General features: G+C 71.1%; 15 protein-coding genes. 6 read left to right on the top strand and 9 right to left on the bottom strand.

Annotation, left to right across the window (positions count from 1 at the left end):
• Positions 1–61 precede the first annotated feature (61 nt).
• Genes JJQ90_RS15245 through JJQ90_RS15230 form a run of 4 tightly spaced genes read left to right on the top strand, consistent with a single transcriptional unit; the run spans position 62 to position 4,722 of the window.
• The gene (locus tag JJQ90_RS15245) at positions 62–757 is read left to right on the top strand and encodes a phosphoribosyltransferase (RefSeq protein WP_216876837.1); all 696 of its coding nucleotides are present in this window, start codon (positions 62–64) and stop codon (positions 755–757) included.
• Complete coding sequence (locus JJQ90_RS15240; RefSeq protein ID WP_216876835.1) at positions 754–2,325, top strand: ABC transporter substrate-binding protein; 1,572 nt, start codon at positions 754–756, stop codon at positions 2,323–2,325. The genes JJQ90_RS15245 and JJQ90_RS15240 overlap by 4 nt, the downstream gene beginning before the upstream one ends.
• Positions 2,322–4,097: an adenine deaminase gene (locus tag JJQ90_RS15235; protein ID WP_216876832.1), complete on the top strand. Its 1,776-nt coding sequence runs from the start codon at positions 2,322–2,324 to the stop codon at positions 4,095–4,097. Before JJQ90_RS15240 ends, JJQ90_RS15235 begins: the two co-directional genes overlap by 4 nt.
• 4 nt (positions 4,098–4,101) lie before the next feature.
• The gene (locus JJQ90_RS15230) at positions 4,102–4,722 is read left to right on the top strand and encodes a LysE family transporter (protein ID WP_216876831.1); all 621 of its coding nucleotides are present in this window, start codon (positions 4,102–4,104) and stop codon (positions 4,720–4,722) included.
• Here the strand turns inward: JJQ90_RS15230 and JJQ90_RS15225 are convergent.
• From JJQ90_RS15225 to JJQ90_RS15205, 5 genes are read right to left on the bottom strand one after another with little or no spacing between them, the layout of a single operon-like run.
• Complete coding sequence (locus JJQ90_RS15225) at positions 4,714–5,823, bottom strand: OpgC family protein (protein WP_216876829.1); 1,110 nt, start codon at positions 5,821–5,823, stop codon at positions 4,714–4,716. The genes JJQ90_RS15230 and JJQ90_RS15225 overlap by 9 nt on opposite strands.
• Positions 5,824–5,828: 5 nt before the next feature.
• Positions 5,829–6,278: a DoxX family protein gene (locus tag JJQ90_RS15220; RefSeq protein WP_216876827.1), complete on the bottom strand. Its 450-nt coding sequence runs from the start codon at positions 6,276–6,278 to the stop codon at positions 5,829–5,831.
• Positions 6,279–6,332: 54 nt separating this feature from the next.
• The gene (locus JJQ90_RS15215; RefSeq protein WP_230410695.1) at positions 6,333–7,517 is read right to left on the bottom strand and encodes a mandelate racemase/muconate lactonizing enzyme family protein; all 1,185 of its coding nucleotides are present in this window, start codon (positions 7,515–7,517) and stop codon (positions 6,333–6,335) included.
• A complete protein-coding gene (locus JJQ90_RS15210) occupies positions 7,514–8,425 on the bottom strand; it encodes a dihydrodipicolinate synthase family protein (RefSeq protein ID WP_216876825.1) in 912 nt (303 codons plus the stop codon). The genes JJQ90_RS15215 and JJQ90_RS15210 overlap by 4 nt, the downstream gene beginning before the upstream one ends.
• A 15-nt stretch (positions 8,426–8,440) precedes the next feature.
• Positions 8,441–10,150 (bottom strand): SMP-30/gluconolactonase/LRE family protein, encoded by a 1,710-nt coding sequence (locus tag JJQ90_RS15205; RefSeq protein ID WP_216876823.1) that lies wholly within the window; start codon positions 10,148–10,150, stop codon positions 8,441–8,443.
• Between the two features lie 92 nt (positions 10,151–10,242).
• Here JJQ90_RS15205 and JJQ90_RS15200 point away from each other — a divergent pair, with 92 nt between their 5' ends.
• Positions 10,243–11,229 carry a Bug family tripartite tricarboxylate transporter substrate binding protein gene (locus tag JJQ90_RS15200; RefSeq protein WP_216876821.1) on the top strand — a complete coding sequence of 329 codons (987 nt, stop codon included), beginning with the start codon at positions 10,243–10,245 and terminating at the stop codon, positions 11,227–11,229.
• 2 nt (positions 11,230–11,231) lie between these two features.
• Positions 11,232–12,203: a Bug family tripartite tricarboxylate transporter substrate binding protein gene (locus JJQ90_RS15195; RefSeq protein ID WP_216876819.1), complete on the top strand. Its 972-nt coding sequence runs from the start codon at positions 11,232–11,234 to the stop codon at positions 12,201–12,203.
• Positions 12,204–12,212: 9 nt separating this feature from the next.
• On the opposite strand, the gene JJQ90_RS15190 is transcribed toward JJQ90_RS15195, so the two are convergent.
• The 4 genes from JJQ90_RS15190 to JJQ90_RS15175 all read right to left on the bottom strand — a co-directional run bounded on the left by JJQ90_RS15190 (position 12,213) and on the right by JJQ90_RS15175 (position 19,789).
• A complete protein-coding gene (locus JJQ90_RS15190) occupies positions 12,213–13,091 on the bottom strand; it encodes an endonuclease/exonuclease/phosphatase family protein (RefSeq protein ID WP_216876817.1) in 879 nt (292 codons plus the stop codon).
• Positions 13,092–13,169: 78 nt separating this feature from the next.
• Positions 13,170–14,039, bottom strand: coding sequence for a transglutaminase family protein (locus tag JJQ90_RS15185; protein ID WP_216876815.1), 870 nt, complete (start codon positions 14,037–14,039; stop codon positions 13,170–13,172).
• Complete coding sequence (locus JJQ90_RS15180; protein WP_216876812.1) at positions 14,040–16,466, bottom strand: circularly permuted type 2 ATP-grasp protein; 2,427 nt, start codon at positions 16,464–16,466, stop codon at positions 14,040–14,042.
• 47 nt (positions 16,467–16,513) lie between these two features.
• Positions 16,514–19,789 (bottom strand): transglutaminase family protein, encoded by a 3,276-nt coding sequence (locus tag JJQ90_RS15175; RefSeq protein ID WP_216876810.1) that lies wholly within the window; start codon positions 19,787–19,789, stop codon positions 16,514–16,516.
• Positions 19,790–19,855: the final 66 nt, after the last annotated feature.

Raw genomic sequence — 19,855 nt, 5'->3', positions numbered from 1 at the left:
GCCGGTTGCGGTTGACCCGCCGAGCATGGCAGTTTGCCGCCGCACACCCAATGGATCCCGGATGGCGTATTGGCAGCATTTTGGCGCGCCGCCGGCCTCGCGCGCGCCCTATCGCGAGAGCTACCCGGCACCGATGCCGGATGGCGCGGTGCTGGACCTGCCGCTGCGCGATTTCTCGGATTTCGCCGTGGCCGGGCTGATCGCCAACCAGGCCAGTTTTCCGGTCATCCGCCGCCTCGCCGCTTTCATGACGGAGGCCGCCCGGCCCTTGCAGCCCGAGGTGGTGGTCGGCCTGCCCAGCCTCGGCCAGGTCTTCGCGCCCCTGGTGGCGGAAGCGTTGGGCCATGCGAACTGGGTGGCGCCCGGCTGGTCGCGGAAACGCTGGTATGAGGAACGGCTCTCCGTGCCGGTCCATTCCATCACCTCCCCCACCCCGCGCCGGCTCTGGCTCGATCCCCGCATCCTGGACCGGCTGGCGGGGCGGCGCGTGCTGCTGGTGGATGATGTGATCTCCACCGGGACCTCCGCCTTGGCGGGACTCGATCTGCTGGCCGCGGCCGGCGTCACGCCCGTGGGGCTGCTGGTCGCCATGGCACAGGGCCATCGCTGGCAGGCCACCTGGCCGGTCACCATCCCGACCCGCGCCGCCTTCGCCACCCCCATCTTCCGCCCCTCCCCCGCCGGCTGGCTGCCGGAGGCCGGGACGGTGCCGCATCACCTTTGCCTGCCCCTTCCCGCCGAGGACCACGCCGCATGATCCGCCAGCTTCGCGCCGCTTTGCTCGGCACCGCCCTGATCGCCACCCCGGCCTTGGCGCAGGACAATATCCGCATCGGCGTGGAGGCCGGGCCGACCAGCCTCGATCCGCATTTCGCCAGCCTCATCACCAACATCGCCTTCGCGCGCCACGTCTTCCAACCGCTGATGGAACAGGACGCGAAGCAGGACCTGCGTCCGGCCATCGCCGAATCCCTGCGCCCGATCGACGAGCTGACCTGGGAGGTGAAGCTCAACCCCGCCGCCCGCTTCCATGACGGCGCGCCGGTGACGGCGGAGGATATCGCCTTCACCATCAGCCGCGCCGGGGACGTGCCGAACTCCCCCTCCTCCTTCCGCTACGCCACGCGGCCGATCACGGCGGTGGAGGCGGTGGATGCGACCACCATCCACATCCGCACCAGCCAGCCGACACCGCTGCTGCCGAACTTCCTGGCGCTGGTGATGATCGTCTCCAAGCGGCATGGGGAGGGTGCGAGCACGGCGGACTACAATGCCGGCCGCGCCATGGTCGGCACCGGGCCGTTCCGCCATGTCTCCTGGCAGCCGGGCAGCCCGGTGGTGATGGAGCGCAACCCCGCCTTCGCCGGCGCCGCCCCCGCCTTCCAGCGCGTGGAATTCCGCCCCATCCCCAATGCCGGCGCCCGCACCGCCGCGCTTCAGGCCGGCGATGTGGACATGATCGAGATCGTGCCCTCCGACGCCTTCACCCGCTTCAAGGCCGATACGGCGCGCTTCGCCACCGCCGAAAGCCCCTCCAACCGCCTGATCTTCCTGACGCTGGACAGCGACCGTGTGGACAGCCCCTTCATCCGCGGCCGCGACGGCGCGCGCATCGACAATCCGCTGCGCGACCCGCGTGTCCGCCGCGCCCTGTCGCTGGCCATCAACCGGGATGCCATCGTCAGCCGCACCATGCAGGGTCAGGCGCTGGCGGCCGGCGACCTCGGCCCGCCCGGCTATTTCGGCACTTCCCCCGATATGACGCCGCCGCCCTTCGACCTGGCGGAAGCGCGGCGCCTGCTGACCGAGGCAGGCTATCCCAACGGCTTTGCCGTGCAGATCAACGGCCCGAATGACCGCTACCCGAATGACGAGCAGGTGGTGCAGGCCATCGCCCAGATGTGGACCCGCCTCGGCCTGGCGACCACGGTGGAGACCAAGACGCGATCCATGTGGCTGAGCGAGGCGGCGCAGTTGCGCTATTCGGTGAACCTCGCCGGCTTCTCGCCCAATCCGGAACTGCTGGGGATGCTGGAGACGCAGATCCATAGCTGGAACACGACGCTCGGCCTCGGCACCGCCAATCGCGGGCGGTTCAGCAACCCCGAGATCGACGCCATCATCCAGCGCGCCCGCACCACCATCCATGACGACCAGCGCCGCGCGCTGACGCAGCAGGCGACGCGGATGGCGCTGGTCGACCAGACGGCGCTGATCCCGCTGTACTTCCCGGTGAACACCTGGGCGCTGCGCCGCGGCTTCACCTATGAGGCGCGGACCGATGAGATGACGCTGGCCTTCAGCGCCGGGCGCGCCGCGCGATGAGCGAGGCCGTCGATCCCGCCATCCGCGCCCGCGCCGTCCAGGCCGCGCGCGGCTCGGCGCCCTTCGACCTGCTGCTGGTGGGCGGCATCCTGGTGGATGTCGCGACGGGCGAATTGCGCGCGGCGGATGTGGGCATCGTCGGGCCGCTGATCGCCTCCGTCCATCCGCCCGGCGAGCGGGCCGATTCCGCCCGAGTGGAGGATGTGGCGGGGCGCTTCCTGGCGCCGGGCTTCATCGACAGCCATCTGCATTATGAGAGCAGTTGCATGGCGCCGGCGGATTACGCCGCCGTCGTGGTCCCCGCCGGCACCACCACCTGCGTCTGGGACCCGCATGAACTGGCCAATGTTCTGGGCGTGGCGGGCGTGCGCTGGGCCGTCGAGGCCTCCCGCGACCTGCCGCTGCGGACGCTGGTCGCGGCGCCGTCCTGCGTACCCTCCGCCCCCGGGCTGGAACTGGCCGGCGCGGATATCGGCGCGGCGGAAATGGCCGAAATGCTGTCCTGGCCGGAGGTGGTCGGGGTGGCGGAGGTGATGGACATGCCCGGCGTACTGCGCGGCACGGCGCATATGACGGGCATCGTCGGCGCCGGCATGGCAGCGGGCAAGAACGTCAACGGCCATGCGCGCGGGCTGCTGCATGCGGACCTGCAGGCCTATGTCACGGCCGGCGTCACCTCCGACCACGAGATCACCGCCGCCGAGGATTTTCTCCAGAAACTGCGCGCGGGGCTGACGGTGGAGCTGCGCGGCAGCCACGACCAGGTGCTGCCCGGCGCCGTCGCCGCACTGGCCACCCTGCCGCTGCTGCCGGTGAACCTCGTGCTGGCGACGGACGACATTTTTCCGGACGAACTGGTCGCCAAGGGCGGGCTGCGCGACACGATTGCCCGGGTCATCGCACGCGGGTTGTCGCCCATCTCGGCGATCCGGCTGGCGACGTTGCATGCGGCGATGCGGTTGAAGCGCGACGATCTCGGGCTGGTGGCGCCAGGGCGGCGCGCGGACATCGTGGTGCTGTCGGACCTCGCCACGGTCGCGGTGGATCGCGTGCTGGTCGATGGCGTGGTTGTCGCGCGCAGCGGCGCGCTGGTGACGGCGCCAGCGCGTCGCGTGGATGCGCCCACGCATACGATGAAGCTTGCGCCGCAGACGCCGGATGCCTTTCGGCTGCATGTGAAAGGCGTCCGGAATGGCCAGGCGAGGCTGCGCCGCATCATCGGGTCCCGCTTCACCGAATGGGGCGAGGCGGCGGTCAAGGTGACGGATGGCGTGGCCGAAATGCCGCCCGGCCATGCCGTGCTGACCATCATCCACCGCCATGGCCGCGCGCCGGCACTCCCAAAAACCTGCCTGACGGATGGCTGGGGCGCGATGCGGGGCGCCATCGCCACCACCATTGCCCATGACAGCCATAACCTGCTGGTGCTGGGCGACACGGCGGAGAACATGACCGCCGCCGCCAATGCCGTGATCGCGGCGGGCGGCGGCATGGCGGTGGCGCAGGACGGCGCGGTGACGGCGCTGCTGCCGCTGCCCATCGCCGGCCTGCTGGCCGAGACGCCCCCCGCCCTCACCGCCCGCAATTTTTCCGCCCTGCGCGCCGCGGCGGACCGCGTCTGCGACTGGCAGCCGCCCTATCGCATCTTCCGCGGCATCACCGGCATTTCGCTCGCCTGCAATGCCGGGCCGCATCTGACCGACATCGGCCTGACCGATGGCGGCACCGGGGAGGTGTTCGATCCGGCCGAGCCGCTACTGGAAGAAGGCTGACGACATGGAGCATCTCATCGTCCTGGGCGGGATCGCGGGCGTGTTCCTGCTGGCCTGCCTGAGCCCAGGGCCGGTCTGGGTGGTCATCACCTCCACCTCGATCGCCGTGTCGCGCAAGGCGGGTGTCCTGACCGGCCTCGGCGTCGCCGCCGCCACGATGACCTGGGCGACGGTGGCGATGCTGGGGCTCGGCCTGCTCACCCAGCTCGCCTGGCTGACCATCGCCATCAAGCTTGCGGGTGCGGCCTATCTCGTCTGGATCGGGGTGCAGATGATCGCCGGGGCACGTCGCCCGGCACCGGCGCCCGGTTCGCTGTCCGGCGCGACGCACGGGGGCTGGGCGGCGCTGCGGCGCGGCTATCTGTCCAGCATCACCAACCCGAAGGCGGCGGCCTTCTTCGGCAGCATCTTCGTCGTCATGCTGCCCGGCGACGCGCCCGGCTGGGTGCATGCGGCGGCGGTGCTGCTGCTCGCGATCCTGTCCGCCGGCTGGCATTGCGGCCTGGCCCTGGTGTTCTCCCTCGCCCCCATCCAGGCCGCCTACCGGCGGGCCAAGGCCGGGATCGACACCGTCGTGGGCGCGATCCTGATCGGTCTCGGACTCCGCCTCGCCGCCTCACGCTGAGGCGGTGCGCCGTGCCGGCTGCCGCCGCCGGTCCAGCATGGCGGCGAAGCCGGCCAGCGCCGCGATGCCGGCGGGAATCAGCACCAGTTCCAGCCCCAGGGCGCCGGCCGGGTGCACCGCCAGCGCGGTGGCCACGCCCCAGGACAGGAACAGGCCCAGGCAGAAGACATGCAGGCTGTGCTGCCCGATCAGCGCCAGCACGCGCGGCACCGCGCCGTGCATCCAGGGCGCCTCCCGCGGCACCAGCACCGCCACGAGCCAGGCCAGCGCCAGGGCATGGGCCAGCCGCAGCGGGCCGAGGATCGGCTTGTGCGCCGCATTCTCCAGCAGCGCGGGCGCCGGGATCGTCCAGCCATAATGGCCGAGCTTCACCCACAGGCCCGCGGCCACCACCCCCGCCGCCAGCAAGAACAGCGCCGGATGCCGCGGCAAGGGGGCAGCCCCCAGCAGCGCCCGCCGGCCACACCAGGCGCCGAGCAGGAACAGCACCTGCCAGGCGAAGGGATCGAAGCCGATCTCGGTGCCGCCGAGGCCCGGCGGGGTCAGCCCAAAAATCTGCGTCGCCGCATACAGGCCGAAGGGCGCCAGCAAGGCCCAGTCGCCGATCCGTTCCAGCAACCACAGGAAGGGCGCCAGCATCAGCATGCAGAAAACGAACAGCGGCAGGATATCCATGAAGGCCGGCTGATACAGAAGCACCAGCGTGCCGGCGATGGCGCGCAGCGGGTCCTCCGCCAGCCAGCCCCAGCCCACCGCCTCCGGCGGCACCGGGGAGGTCATGCGCGCCCAGAAGACCATGGCGGCGAACAGCACGAAGACCACCAGATGCGTCAGGTACAGCTTCCGCACCCGCCCCATCAGGTCGCGCAGCGCCGCGCCAAACCCGTCCCGCGCCCGCTTCAGCGTGAAAACGGAACCCAGCGCCAGGCCCGAGAGCAGCACGAACTGCTCCGAACTGTCCGAGACTCCCCAGCTCGCATGGATGCCCCAGAAGAACACCGCGCCGAAGGCATGGGCGATAAAGATGGAGACCTGCAGCCAGCCGCGCAGCACATCCAGCCGCAGGTCGCGCGGCGGGCGCTTCAGGGTGACGGGCGCCATGACGCTCAGGCCGCCTGCGGCAGAAGGCGGGCGCGCATCCAGGCGACGGCTGCGAAAGCTTCCTCGCGATGCGCGAACAACACCAAGGCCGCCATGAACCAGGTGAAGACCGCTTCCTTGAACAGCGTGCCGCCATCGCCATAGGGATCGATGCCGAGCGGGCTGACGACATGGAAGAAGATGGCGCCCGACATGGTGCTGAGTGACAACGCCGCGCCGACCATCCGCGTGCGCGGGATCAGCACCAGGACAGCGCAGAAGATTTCAAGGATGGCGACGAACAGCCGGAACGGCTTCTCGCCCCCCGGGGTGCCGAGCCAGTCGGACAGGATGGTGAAGAGCATGACCGAGCCTTCGTTGCCGGTCAGCTTGAACTGCTGGTACCAGGTCAGCTCATAGGCGATCCAGATCGCCGCCGGCCAGGCCAGCAGTTTCAACAGGCGGTCGGTCGTCATGGCGGGCGGCTCCGAGGAAGGATACCGCCAGCTTCGAAACCGCCCGCCCCTTGGTTACGGCCCCATCTGTGCCAATAGTGCCGGCGAAGGCTCCACGCCGAGGCCCGGCCCGTCCGGCAGGGTGTAGAAGCCCGCCTCGCAGTGCATGTGGCGGCTGCCGGTCGGCTGGGTCAGGCGCAGGTTCGGGTCGAAGATGCTGTGCTGGTATTCGTGCCAGGGCAGTTTTTGCAACGCGCTGGCGGCCTGCAGGCTGGCCGCCATGAACAGCCCGATGCCGATCGCCGCATGCGGCATGATCGCCACATGATGCGCGTGGCACAGCGCGCCAATTCGCAAAAATTCGGTGATGCCGGTATGGCCCATCTCCGGCTGGCCGATGGCCATGCAGCGATGCTGCAGGCGCGGCAGCCATTCGAAGACGGTGCGCAGCTCCTCCCCAAGCGCCACCGGCACGCCGACGCCGCGCGCGACCTCCGCAACGCCCAATATGTCCTCCGGCGCGCAGGGTGCCTCGGCGAAGGCCAGGCCGTGGGGTTCCAGGCGGCGGATCAGGCGGATCGCCTCCGCCGCGCTGTTCTTCCAATGCAGGTCGGCCATGATGCTGGCCTTGGGGCCAAGACCCTCGCGCAGCGCGGAGATCTCCGCCTCCGCCCCATCATCGGCGACGACGGCGGCGAATTTGAAACCCGCGAAGCCGCGCGCCTGCCATTCCCGGGCAAAATCCACCCGCTCGGGCAGCGTGGCGCGCGGCAGGCCGGAGACATAGGCGGGAATGCGGTCATGCCGCCTGCCGCCAAGCAGGGTGGAAACCGGCACGCCAAGCCGCCGCCCCAGCAGGTCCCAGAGCGCGATATCCACCGCCGCCAGCGCATCCAGGTAAAAGCCGCCGAAGAAGCCCCGCACGTGCATGAGGTCATAGAGATCCTCATGGATCACCGCCGGCGCCGAGGGATCGCGCCCTTCCAGCACCGGCGCCAGCACGTCGTCGACAATGGCCCGCACCGCCTCCGGTGCCACGATGCCATAGGTCTCGCCCCAGCCGGTCAGGCCCTGTTCCGTGTCGATGCGCAGCACGATGCTGCGGTCCTGGGTCGGGTAGAGCGTGCGGTTGCCGAGGCGGACAATATAGCCCGCGCGATTGACGAATTCTCCGTCCCGCAACGGTCCAAGATAGGGCACGTCGCGCGGGATTTCGATGACATACGCGGTGACGCGCGTGATACGGTCAGCACGCATCATCGCGGCTTGTGCATCGTCATGCAGGTGGCGGCAGTGGCGATCAGCTCCCCGATCTCCGCCAAGTCGCCCGCATCGAGCTTCGGCCCGGCCGCGCGCGCGCCGGTATGGTCCAGAAGGCCGCGCCGCTTCAGCACTTCCTTGGTCGCGCGCACCCGGAAGGTCATCTGGAACAGCAGAAGCGGCAGCGTCTCGGTATAGATGCGCCGCGCCTTCGCCTTGTCGCCGGACTGCCAGGCCTTCCACAGCGCCGCATGGGCATCGGCGAGTTCCAGCGCCGGCATGGTGCCGTTCGCATCCCGCGCCAATTCGTCCAGCACGAAGCGCGCCCCCGCCCCGCCCATCACGCCGTCCAGCCCACCGGAGGCTGCCGCCAGAATTCGGGAAACGTGCTGGCCGCAGGGCAGCGTTTCCTCCTTCACGTAGCGGATCGCCGGCACGCCGGCGGCCACAGCGGCCACGGCCTCCGGCGACAATGCCGCGCCGTTCGGCGCCGGGGCGTTCTGCAACATGATGACGAGGCCCGGCGCCGCTTCCGCCACCGCTGCGTAATAGGCGATGTGCCTGGCCACATCCTGCCCCGCCTGGGGCGGCGCCATGATCATCGCGGCGACGGCGCCCGCCGCCATGCCTTCCCGCGCACGGGCGGCGCTTTCCGCCGGATCGGCATGGCTGGCGCCGACGATGAAGGTCAGGCGGCCGGCGAGCTGTTCGCCCAGCACCGCCACCATCTGCCCACGCTCCGGCGCGCTCAGCGTCTCCACCTCGCTCGCCATGCCCGGGAAGACCACGCCATCGGCGCCGGATTCCACGGCGAAGTCGATCAACCTCCGAAACGCAGCCTCATCCACCGCATTCTCGGCCGTGAAGGGCGTCGGCAACACCGGAAACACGCCGGACAGCTTGGTCATGACGGACAAAAATCCTCAGCCGTGGAAGGGGGGTTCGGGCAGGCCATGGGCGCCGCCGGTCTCGATGGCGAAGACGGAGCCGGAGAGGGGCGCCTCCGCCAGCTCCGCCGCGGAAAGGCGCACCCGGGCGCTGGTGACGAACAGGGTCGCGAGGCCCGGCCCGCCAAAGGCGCAGCTCGTCGGCCGTGGCACCGGCAGGTTCAACACGCGGTCCAGCCGGCCATCCGGCGTGTAGCGGGCGACGCGCCAGCCATCCCAGAGCGCGACCCAGACCCCGCCCGCCGCATCCACCGTCAGCCCATCCGGCACGCCTTCGCCTTCCGCGAAGCTGACGAAGGGGCGGCGATTGGCGAGAGTCCCGGCCGCGAGGTCGAAGTCGAAGACATCGATGCGCCGGCGGCCGCTATCGGCCAGGTACAGCCGCGCATCATCCGGGCTGAAGCCGATGCCATTCGCCACATGCAGCCCGGCCTGCATCACCCGCGCCGTGCCATCGGCGCCGATGCGGTGCAGCGCGCCCGCATCCGGCGTGGAATCCAGCGCCAGCGAGCCCACCCAGAAGCGCCCCGCCCGGTCGCATTTGCCGTCATTCAGGCGCAACGCCGCACCCTCCGCGATCGGCGCCGCCAGCACCCGGCCGAGGCCCGACCCGTCCAGCAGGCGAAGGCCAGAGCGCGAGGCCGCGACCAGCCCGCCATCCCGGCGCGGCGCCAGGGACGCCACCAGCTCCTCCACCGGAATTACCTGGTCGGTGCCGGACTCCGGATCGCTGACATGCACGGCGGGGGCGAGGATATCGACCCAGTGCAGCCGGCCCTGGTGCCAGAGCGGCCCCTCCCCCAGCAGCGCCTCCGCCCGCACCGCCAGCCGCACGCCTTCGGACACGGTGGAGGGTCGCGGCGCCACGGTCAGGGTCATGGCGGATTGCGCGGCATTGCCGGAGATGCGGCGCGCCGCCTCCATCACCTCCCGCCCCAGCGCATGCAGGCGTGGCTCGTCCAGGCGGAAGGCGGGGCCGACCAGGCAGATGGCGCCGAGCGGCCGTGCCCGCCGATCCAGCACCGCCGCCGCCACGCCATTCACCCCCGCGGCGGCCTCCTGCAAGGACAGGGCGTAGCCCCGCACGGCCGAGAGCGAGAGGTCGCGTTCCAGCGCCGCCACATCGGTGACGGTGCGCGGCCCCGGGGCGGCGAGCGGGGACAGCGCCTCCAGCAGCGCCTGGCGTTCGGCGGCCGGAAGCTGCGCCAGCATCGCCTTGCCGCAGGCGCTGGCATGCGGCAGGGCGCGGGCGCCGACGCGGTTGACCAGCCGCACCGCCTCCTGCTCCGCCTCCCGCTGGTCGACATAGAGCACGCCGTCGCCATCCAGCACGGCGAGCCGCGCCGTTTCGCCGGCCAGCCGCGCCAGCCGTTCCAGCTCCGGCGCCGCCGTGGCGCGCAGGTCGAAACCGTCCCAGACGCGATGCGCCATTTCCAGGAAGCGGGAGCCGAGCGCGTAGGTCTGGCTGCTCGGTTCGTGGCGCAGCAGGCGCGCCTCCACCAGGGCGGCCAGGATGCGATGGGCGGTGGGGCGGGCGAGGCCGGCGCGGTCGGCGATCTCGGCGAAGCGCAGCGGTGCGGGCGCGTCGGCGACCAGGCCGAGCAAAGCGATGCCGCGTGTCAGCGCCTGGGTACCGGGCACCGCCGCCGCTTCCTCCTCCACCTCGATCGCCCTGCTGCGCGCCATGCCTCTCCCCGATTGACCGATTTCGTTCGTGTCCATATCGTGGAACCAAGTTCCAAGTCACGCAAGACACCAAGGAACAGGAGGATCAGCCCATGCGCCTCAGCCGCCGGCAGCTCGCCGCCACCACTCTTGCCGTCCTCGCCGCGCCCGCCCTCGGGCAGGCGCAGCCCGCCTGGCCCAGCCGGCCGGTGCGCTTCATCATCCCCTTCCCGCCCGGCGGCGCGGCGGACCTCGTCGGCCGCATGCTGGCGGCGCATTTCCAGCAGGCCCTCGGCCAGGGCTTCGTGGTGGAGAATCGCGGCGGCGCCGGCAGCGCCATCGGCGTGGATGCGCTCGCCAAGGCGCCGGCGGATGGCACGGCGGTGGGCATGATCAACATCGCCGCCAACGCCATCCTGCCGGCGGTGCGCAAGCTGCCTTTGCCCTACCGCCCGATCGAGGATTTTGCGCCGATTTCCAACCTGGCGGTGACACCTGCCCTACTGCTGGTGAACCCGCGCAAACTGCCGGATGTGCGCAACGTCGCGGACCTCGTCGCCGCGGCGAAGGCCCGGCCGGAGGCGATCAACTTCGGCTCCTCCGGCGTCGGATCGTCGCTCCATCTCGGCATGGAGCTGTTCATGGCCAAAGCCGGCATCCGCATGACCCATGTGCCCTTCAACGGTGGCGGGCCGCTGCTGCAGGCGCTGCTGGCGGGCACGGTGGATGTCTCGCTCGACGTCGCCGCCACCACCACGCAGCTGATCCGGGATGGGCAGATCCGGGCGCTGGCCACCACCGCCCCGGCCCGCATGGCGATCTACCCCGACCTGCCGGCGCTGAACGAGACCTATCCGGGCGCCGAGCTCGCCTCCTGGCATGGCCTGGCCGCACCGGCCGGCACGCCGGCGCCGATCCTGGCGCGGCTGGCGGCGGAAACGCAGGCCTTCCTGCGCGCGCCCGACACCCGGCAGCGCTACAGCCAGCTCAACCTGGACATGCCGCAGCACACCACGCCGGAAGCCTTCCGGGACTTCATGACCCGCGAGATCGCCACTTTTCGCGACCTCGCCCGCGCCCAGAACATCGTGGTGGAATGACCATGACGACCCGTCGCCTGATCCTCGCCGCCGGCCTCGCCGCGCCTTTCGCCGCCCCCTTTGCAACACGGGCCCAGGGCAGCTTTCCCGAACGCCCGGTGACGCTGGTGGTGGGCTATGGCGCCGGCGGCGCCACGGACATCATCGCCCGCAGCTTCGCCGAGCGTATGGCGCCGCTGCTCGGCCAGCCCATGGTGGTGCAGAACCAGCCCGGCGCCGGCGGCACCATCGCCTCCGACCGCGTCGCCAAGGCGGCGGGCGATGGCTACACGATCATGCTGATCGCCAATGCCCATGCGGTGGCGCCGGGGCTCTATCCGCGCCTGCCCTATGACACCGCGGCGGATTTCGCGCCGGTCTTCTTCGCCGGCCATTCCGCCAATGCGCTGGTGGTGCCCGCCACATCGCCCGACCGGGACCTCGCCGCGCTGGTGGCCCGGGCGCGGGCGGCGCGGCAGCCCCTGCAGACCGGCAGCGCGGCACTGGCCGGCTGGCAGCCGGCGCATCAGATCATGAAGGAGGCCTACAGCCTGACCTTCGAGCATGTGCCCTACCGGTCCGGCCCCCAGGGCCAGGCGGATCTGATCGCCGGGCGGCTGGATTTCATGGTGAGCAATGTGCTGGAGGTGGCGGAGCATGTCCGCGCCGGCCGCCTGCGCGCGCTGGCCGTCACCAGCCCGACCCGCAGCCCGATGCTGCCGGAGGTGCCAACCTTCGCCGAGTTGGGCGTGGCCGAGCTGCAGGCCGATAGCTGGTTCGGCTTCCTCGCCCCCCGCGCCGCGCCGGATGCGGCGCTCGACCGGCTGCATGCCGCCTTCACCCAGGTGGCGACGGTGCCAGAGGTTCGGGCGCGGCTGGAAGGCCTCGGGCTGATCCCGGCGCCGCTGGGGCGCCAGGATTGGGGCCGGCTGTACCTGGCGGAGGTGGAGCGCTGGTCCGCCGTGCCGCGGCGGGCGAATATCCGGGTGGAGTAGTACCGCCGCTCAGTCGAGATCCATCTCCAGGAAGATCGGCAGGTGGTCGCTGCCCTTGGCATCCGTGTCGATGCCGGCGCTGCGGAAGGCCGGCACCAGGCTGGGATGCAAGAAGGCGTAGTCGATCCGCGCGCCTTCCTCGCCCTTCCATTCGGCCAGCGTGTAGCCGGACATCTCGGCGTTGCCGGCCAGCACCCAGGAATCGGCGAACTGGCCACGCACCGCCACGCGCCCCCGGCGGCGTGTCGGGTCGCCCACCAGCATCGGGTATTCGGGGCCATCCGGGCGCAGGTTGAAGTCGCCGAACAGGATGCAGGGCTCCGGCGGCGCGGGCTCGGCCCAGCCCTCGGTCCAGTCGTCGTCGCGGCCATTGGCCCAGGCCATGCCGTCGCGCGGGGCGCTGGCCACCATCGCCTTCAGCGCCTGCACCTGCGGGATGCGGGTGCCGGGCGTCAGATGCGACAGGTGGATGGAATAGACGCGAAGCGGCCCGCCGGGCAGGTCGATCACCGCCTCCACCGCGCAGCGCTGCACATCCTGTTCCTCGGCCGGCGGCAGGAAGGGCAGCGGCAAGGTGCGGGTGGAGCGGATGGGGAAGCGGGAGAGCACGGCATTGCCGAAACGCCGCCGCCGGTTGACCAGCCGGCCGGATTCGTCGCGGTAGCTCGCATCCACGTCATAGGTCGCGCCGAAGACCATGTGCCGGCCCAGCCGCTCCGCGAACCAGGCGGCCTGATCGACGAAACCGCTGCGCGCGAAGCCGGAGGTGACCTCCTGCATGGCAATGACATCGGCGGATTCGACCTCCCGCGCGATGCGCTCCAGGTCATAGAGGCCGTCCTGGCCCTTGCCGTATTGGATGTTGTAGCTGGCGAAGCGGATGGTCACGGGCGGTTCCCTCTCGGCAGGGGGCGGAAACTGCCGCCGCGGCCCGCGCCGCGTCGAGGGTCGGAATGATGACAGTCGTCACTCCGCGATCAGATCCACCCCCACCGTCAGCTTCTGCCGCCCGCCCCCCAGCAGAATCCCCGTCACCGGGCTGACATCGCCGAAGTCGCGCCCCCAACCGAGCAGCAGATGCTCGTCGGACACCACCAGGTCATTGGTCGGGTCGAGGTCCACCCAGCCATGCTGCGGACCCATCCAGGCGCCCACCCAGGCATGGCTCTGATCCGCCCCCTGCCGGCGCTTCTGGCCCGGCGGCGGGCGGGTGCGGACATAGCCGGAGACGTAGCGCGCCGGCAGGCCGAGCGCGCGCAGCCCGGCGATCATCAGATGCGCGAAATCCTGGCAGACGCCCGCGCGCTGGGCCAGCACCTGGCTGACGGGGGTGGAGATGGTGGTGACGCCCGCCTTGAAGGCGAAATCCCGCCGGATGCGCGAACACAGTTCCCGCAGCCCGGCCATGATCGGGCGGCCGGGCGGGAAGCTCTCGGCGGCATAGACGCCGGCGGCGCGTTCGGCCGGGGCCATGGCGCTGGGCAATGCGAATTCCGCCGCCTCCCAGCCCTCCGGCCGCAAAGCGGCGGCGCGCACCTCCTCCCAGGGCAGGGTCTCGTCGGCGGGCGGCGGCGGCGGGAAATCGACCTCCACCTGCGCCTCCAGCGTCACCTCGAAGGCGTCATGCGGCGTGCCGAGGAACAGCCAGGTGACGCCATTGCCGAAATGATCCTGGCCGTCGCGGCGCTGCCCTTCCGCCGGCAGCACGGTGATGCCCGCCTGCCGCACCACCTGCCCCGGCACCACGCGCGGCGACAGGTGCAGAAGATGCGAGGCGAGGTCGACCGACCGGCCGTAGCGATAGGCGGTGCGGTGCGACAGCGTATAGCGCGTCATTTAATCGGCGGTTCCGGATTCACTCTCGCCCAGCATATGGGTGCGGACATGGCTGACATAGCGCCGCGCCACGGCGTCGGACAGGGCGGCCGTCTCCGCCTCCAGCGCATGCAGCGCCGCCGGCAGCGCCGCCGCCGCCGCATCCATGTCCGGCGCCACCAGCACCTGGTCGACCAGCGCCTGCGGCCGGGCGGCGAGGCTGGCCGCGGTGGCGGCCAGGGTGTCCTCGGCCCCGGCGATCTCCGCCAGCCGCTCCGACACGGCGGTGAGCTGGAAGGCCAAGGCGCGGGGATTGCCCGGATCGGCCAGCACCAGGTCCAGCACCGGCGCCGGCTGCACGGCCGCCAGGTAGCGGGCGCGATAGGTCAGCGCGCTGTCGCAGATCTCCAGCGCCAGCCGCAGCCCCGCCTCCAGACGCTGCGGCGGCTGGTCCAGCGCATGCGCCAGGTTGCGCGCCGTGCCCGTCGCCCGCTCGATCCGCCGGCCCAGATCGAGGAACATCCAGGCGCCGCCGCGCACCATGTTCTCCGCCGCGATGCCGGACAGGGTGGCGCAGAAGCGGATGATGGCGGTCACCGCCTGGGACAGCGCATCGACCCCCTCCACACCCAGCACCAGTCGGGCGCGGCCTTCCTGGATCAGATGCGCGAAGGCGGCCCACATGTCATGGGTCAGCCGGTCCCGCACCGCCACCTGCGGCCGCTCCACCGCCTCCAGCAGGCCGAGCAACGCACCGCCCGGTCCGGCGGCGGCCAGCAGCGCGCGCGGCAGGGCCTTGCCATCGGCCGGGCTGGCGGCGGCTTCCGCCTCGATCACGCCGGCGGCGTGCAGGCAGCGGGCCAGCGTCTTGATCTCCGCGATCTCCCGCGGCATCGCCGCGCCGCGCAGCAGCCGCGCCAGCAGGGCCCGCAGCAGCCGCGCCGCCGCGTCCAGCCTCTCGACATAGCGGCCGAGCCAGTACAGGTCGTCCGCCACCCGGCTGGGCAGGTCGCCGGAGGAACGGCGGATGTCGAGCCGTGCGCCACGGGGCATGGCCGGGCCGACGATGTCGTCCTCATCCTCCGCCAGCACCCAGACATCCTTGGCGGTGCCGCGGCGCGGCGGCGGGCCGGCGATGGCACCGCCGCCCTCCAGCAGATGGGCGAGGCCGCCGGGCATGGCCTGCCAATTGCCCATGGCGTCGCGCGCCAGGAACATGCGCAGCACCACCGGCGCCGGTTCCAGCCCCGGCCCCACCAGGCGCGGTGCGCCCGAAGGTGGCAGCGGGCGGGTGGCGGCGAACATCCAGGGCGCGGCGCTGCCCTTCTCGGAAAACACCTCCAGCGCCCCGAGCGGGGTGGATTCCCCCGGATCGAAGGCGGAGCGCAGGCGCCAGGCCTCGGGCGCCGCCTCGACCCGGGCGCGCGAGGCGGGATCGCCCATCCAGAGGGTCTCCAACCCCTGCAACTCCAGCTCCTCGTGCAGCAAGGCGCGGGCGCAGGCGGGCAGATAGGGCGCCGCGCCGGGCATCTCGGCCAGCATGGAGCCGAGCACATTCACCACCCGGACGGCGCCATCGCGCATGGTCTGCATCAGGCCCGGCACGCCGCCGCCGCCGTCGAATTCCAGCGGGTCCGACTTCTCCCCCTTCACCCGCCGCAGGATGACATCGACGCGGCGCAGCCCGCGCAGGGTCTTCAGGTAGACATGGCCGTCGCGCACCGTCAGGTCGCCGGTCTCGACCAGTTCCAGGCCGAGTTCGCGCGACAGGAACAGATGCTCCAGCCAGGTCTCCTGCTTGGCACCCGGTGTCAGCAGTGCGAGACGCGGATTGTCCACGCCGGAGGGCGCCAGGCTTTGCAGCGAGTCCAGCCAGGTGTCGAAGAAGGGCCGCAGGGAGCGGACCTGCACGGCGCGAAACGCCTCGGGCAGCACGCGGGCCAGCAGGTTGCGGTTCTCCGCCGCGAAGCCCACGCCATTGGCCCCGCCGCAGCGATCAGCCAGCACGCGCCAGACACCGTCGGGGCCACGCAGCAGGTCGGCGCCGTAGAAGGTCAGGCGGGGGAAGCTGGGCGGCCCCGGGTCGCGGCAGGGGCGCAGGAAATGCGGATTGCCGAAGACCAGCGTCGCCGGCAGCACGCCTTCCGACAGCAGGCTCTGCGGGCCATAGAGGTCGTCCAGCATCGCCGCCAGCAGCCGGGCGCGCTGGGCCAGGCCGGATTGCAGCGTGGCGAATTCGCGGGCCGAGAGGATGAGGGGCACCGGATCGCAGCGCCAGGGCCGGCGGGTGCGGCTGGCGCTATCGGCCAGCACGGTCGCCACCCCCTCCTCCTCGAAGGCGCGGTCGAGCCGCCGGCCGCGCTCCACCACCGCCGGATAGCCGAGGGAGGAGAAGGCCCCGAGCAGGCCGCGCCAATGCGTGCGGACCTGGCCGCGGCCATCCACCATTTCGTCAAGCTGCGGGGGCTCATGCTCCGCCGGCGCCGGTGCATCCGTCAGGGGGTACGCCTCAGGTCAAGGGTGCGCGGCGTGGCGCGGGAAGGCAGGCTGCGCGGCGCCGGCATCGGGCCGGGGGTGTGGCCGAAGGGCTGGAACAGGGTGCGCCGGCGCGCCTCCGCCTCATTCGCATTGACCGGGAAGGTCTGGTAGTTGCGGCCGCCCGGATGCGCGACATGGTGCTGGCAGCCGCCCAGGCTGCGTCCGGTCCAACTATCCCAGATATCGAAGGTCAGCGGCGCCTGGGCGCGCACCGTGGGATGCAGGGCGCTGGGTGGCGCCCAGGCCTTGAAGCGCACCCCGGCGACATATTCACCCTCCGTCCCCGTCGGCGTCAGCGGCACGGCGGCGCCGTTGCAGGCCAGGACGAAGCGTTCCTCCACCCAGCCGGTGACGCGGGTCTGCAGGCGTTCCACGCTGCTGTCGACATAGCGGGTGGTGCCGGCGGCGGTGGCTTCCTCGCCCAGCACATGCCAGGGCTCCAGCGCATTGCGCAGTTCCAGCTCCATCCCACGCAGGGCGATGTGGCCGACCTTGGGGAAGCGGAATTCGAAATGCGGCTCGAACCACTCGGCCTCGACCGGATAGCCGAGCGCCTTCACCTCCTCGATGACTTCCGAAAAGTCCTGGCGGGCGTGGTGGTGCAGCATGAAGTCGTCATGCAGGCGGGTGCCCCATTTGATGAGCTTCCGCTCATAGGGCCGCTGCCAGAAGCCGGCGACCAGGGACCGCAGCAGCAATTGCTGGGCGAGCGACATGCGCCAATGCGGCTGCATCTCGAAGCCGCGGAACTCCACCAGGCCGAGGCGGCCACCGGCGCGGCCCGGATCATACATCTTGTCGATGCAGAACTCGGTCCGGTGGGTGTTGCCGGTCATATCGACCAGCAGATTCCGAAAGATGCGGTCGGTGAGCCAGGGCGGCACATCCGTGCCCATCGGTGGCACCTGGGCCAGCGCCGTCTCCAGCTCATGCACCGCATCGCCGCGCGCCTCATCCACGCGGGGATGCTGGCTGGTCGGGCCGATGAACATGCCGCTGAACAGGTAAGAGAGCGACGGGTGGTTGTGCCAGAAGCCGACCAGCGACTTCAGCAGGTCCGGCCGGCGCAGGAAGGGGCTGTCGGTCGGGGTCGCGGCGCCCATCACCATGTGGTTGCCGCCGCCGGTGCCGACATGGCGGCCATCCAGCATGAACTTCTCGGCCGCCAGCCCGATCTGGCGGGCTTCCTCATACAGCGTCTCGGTGCGCGCGCTGGTCTCGGCCCAGCTGGCGGAGGGGTGGATGTTCACCTCGATCACGCCCGGGTCGGGGGTGACGGAGAAGTTCAGCAGGCGCGGATCATGCGGCGGCAGGTAGCCTTCCAGGAAGATCTTGCGCCCGGTCTCCCGCGCCGTCGCCTCGATGGCGGCGACCAGGTCGAGCCAGTCCTGCACCACGGCCAGCGGCGGCAGGAAGATATGGATCATGCCGCCTCGCGGCTCCACGCAGAGCGCGGTACGGACCACGCCCGGCTCCTCCTTCCCCGGCTCCGGCACCGGCTGTTCGACGATGCGGGCACGCGCCGGGCCTTCCTGGCGGGGGCGCAGCGGCTCGCGCCGGGCAAAGGGATCAGGCTCCGGCTCGGCCTCGATGGACTCCTCGGAAGCCCAGGGCAGGCTGTCCAGCGGCAGGCGGTAGCCCATGGGGCTGTCGCCGGGCACCAGCAGCAGCTCGCCATCGCGGAAGGACCATTTGCCGGATTCCCAGGCGCGATCCTCCCCTACGCCCGCGCGGCGCAGCGGCAGGACGGAGCCGACCTCGGCCGCCAGGCCCTGGCTGAACAGCCGGGCGAGGCGGGCGCGTTCCAGCGGGTCCTTCAGCTTGGCATCCTCGGCCACGACATTGGCCGGGAGCATCTTCTCCTTCCACAGGTAGTAGAGAACATCCTCCCGCGCCGGAATGCGCAGCGCGGGGTCGAGGCCGAGGCGGCTGGCCAGGGTCGCGGCGAAGGCGGCGGCGTCCTCGGGGGTGGCGGTGTCGCTGTCCTCGTCGCTGGCGAGCAGGGCCGGGTCGGTCCAGACCGGCTCCCCATCCGCGCGCCAATGGCAGTGCAGGCCCCAGCGCGGCAGCGGCTCCCCCGGATACCACTTGCCCTGGGCATAGGTCAGCGCGGCGCCCGGCGCCCAGAGGGGTTGCAGGCGGCGGATCAACTGGCCGGAGAGCTTGCGCTTGGTGGGACCCAGCGCGTCGGTGTTCCACTCCGCCGCCTCGCGATCGCCATCGGCCACGAAGGTCGGCTCCCCGCCCACGGTCAGGCGGACATCGCCGGCGGTCAGCGCCTCATCGACCCGGCTGCCGAGCGCCATGATCCGCGCCCAGTCCTCCTCCGTGTAGGGCTTGGTCACGCGCGGCGACTGGGCGACGCGGCGGACTTCCATGTGGAAGCCGAATTCGGTCTCGGCCTCATCCACCCCGCCGGTGATGGCGGCGGCCGAGGCGGGCTCCGGCGTCGCGGCCAGGGGGATATGGCCCTCCCCGGCCAATAGGCCGGAGGTGGCATCGAGGCCGATCCAGCCGGCGCCGGGGACATAGACCTCGCACCAGGCATGCAGGTCGGTGAAATCGACCGAGGTGCCGACGGGGCCGGTCACGGATTTCACATCCGGCACGAGCTGGATCAGGTAGCCGGAGACGAAGCGCGCGGCGAAGCCGAGATGGCGCAGGATCTGCACCAGCAGCCAGCCCGAGTCGCGGCAGGACCCCTTGCGGTTCGCCAGCACTTCCTCCGGCGTCCAGACGCCGGGCTCCATGCGGACGATATAGGCGATCTCGGTGGACAGCTTCTGGTTGAGGTCCACCAGGTAGTTCACGGTGCTCGGCGCTTCGCGCGGAATGCCCTTCAGATAGGCGTCCAGCAGCGGGCCGGGCGCGGTGACGCGGCGGAAGGGGGCGAGTTCCTGCGCCAGCACCGGGTCATAGGTGAAGGGGAAGCTCTCGGCCTCCGGCTCCACGAAGAAGTCGAAGGGGTTGATCGTGGCCATGTCGGCCAGCAGATCCACCGTGACGACGAATTCCCGCACCCGCTCCGGAAACACCACCCGGGCGATGAAATTGCCCTGCGGGTCCTGCACCCAGTTCAGGAAATGCGGCTTGGGCGAGATGTCCAGGGAATAGGACAGGATGGGCGTGCGGCAATGCGGCGCCGGCCGCAGGCGGATGAGCTGCGGCGACATGCCGACCAGGCGGTCATAGCTGTAGCTGGTGCGGTGCGTGAGCGCGGCGTGGATGCTCATGGGGCGTGGGGTGTCCGGCCGGGAGATTCACCCTCCGCTATCCCATCGGAACGGTCGGTGCCGCAA

It is taken from the genome of Falsiroseomonas oleicola (assembly GCF_019029495.1).
In the GTDB taxonomy this organism is placed as follows: domain Bacteria; phylum Pseudomonadota; class Alphaproteobacteria; order Acetobacterales; family Acetobacteraceae; genus Falsiroseomonas; species Falsiroseomonas oleicola.
Note: the sequence above shows the minus strand (reverse complement) of the source record. Positions and strands in the feature narration are given on the sequence as shown.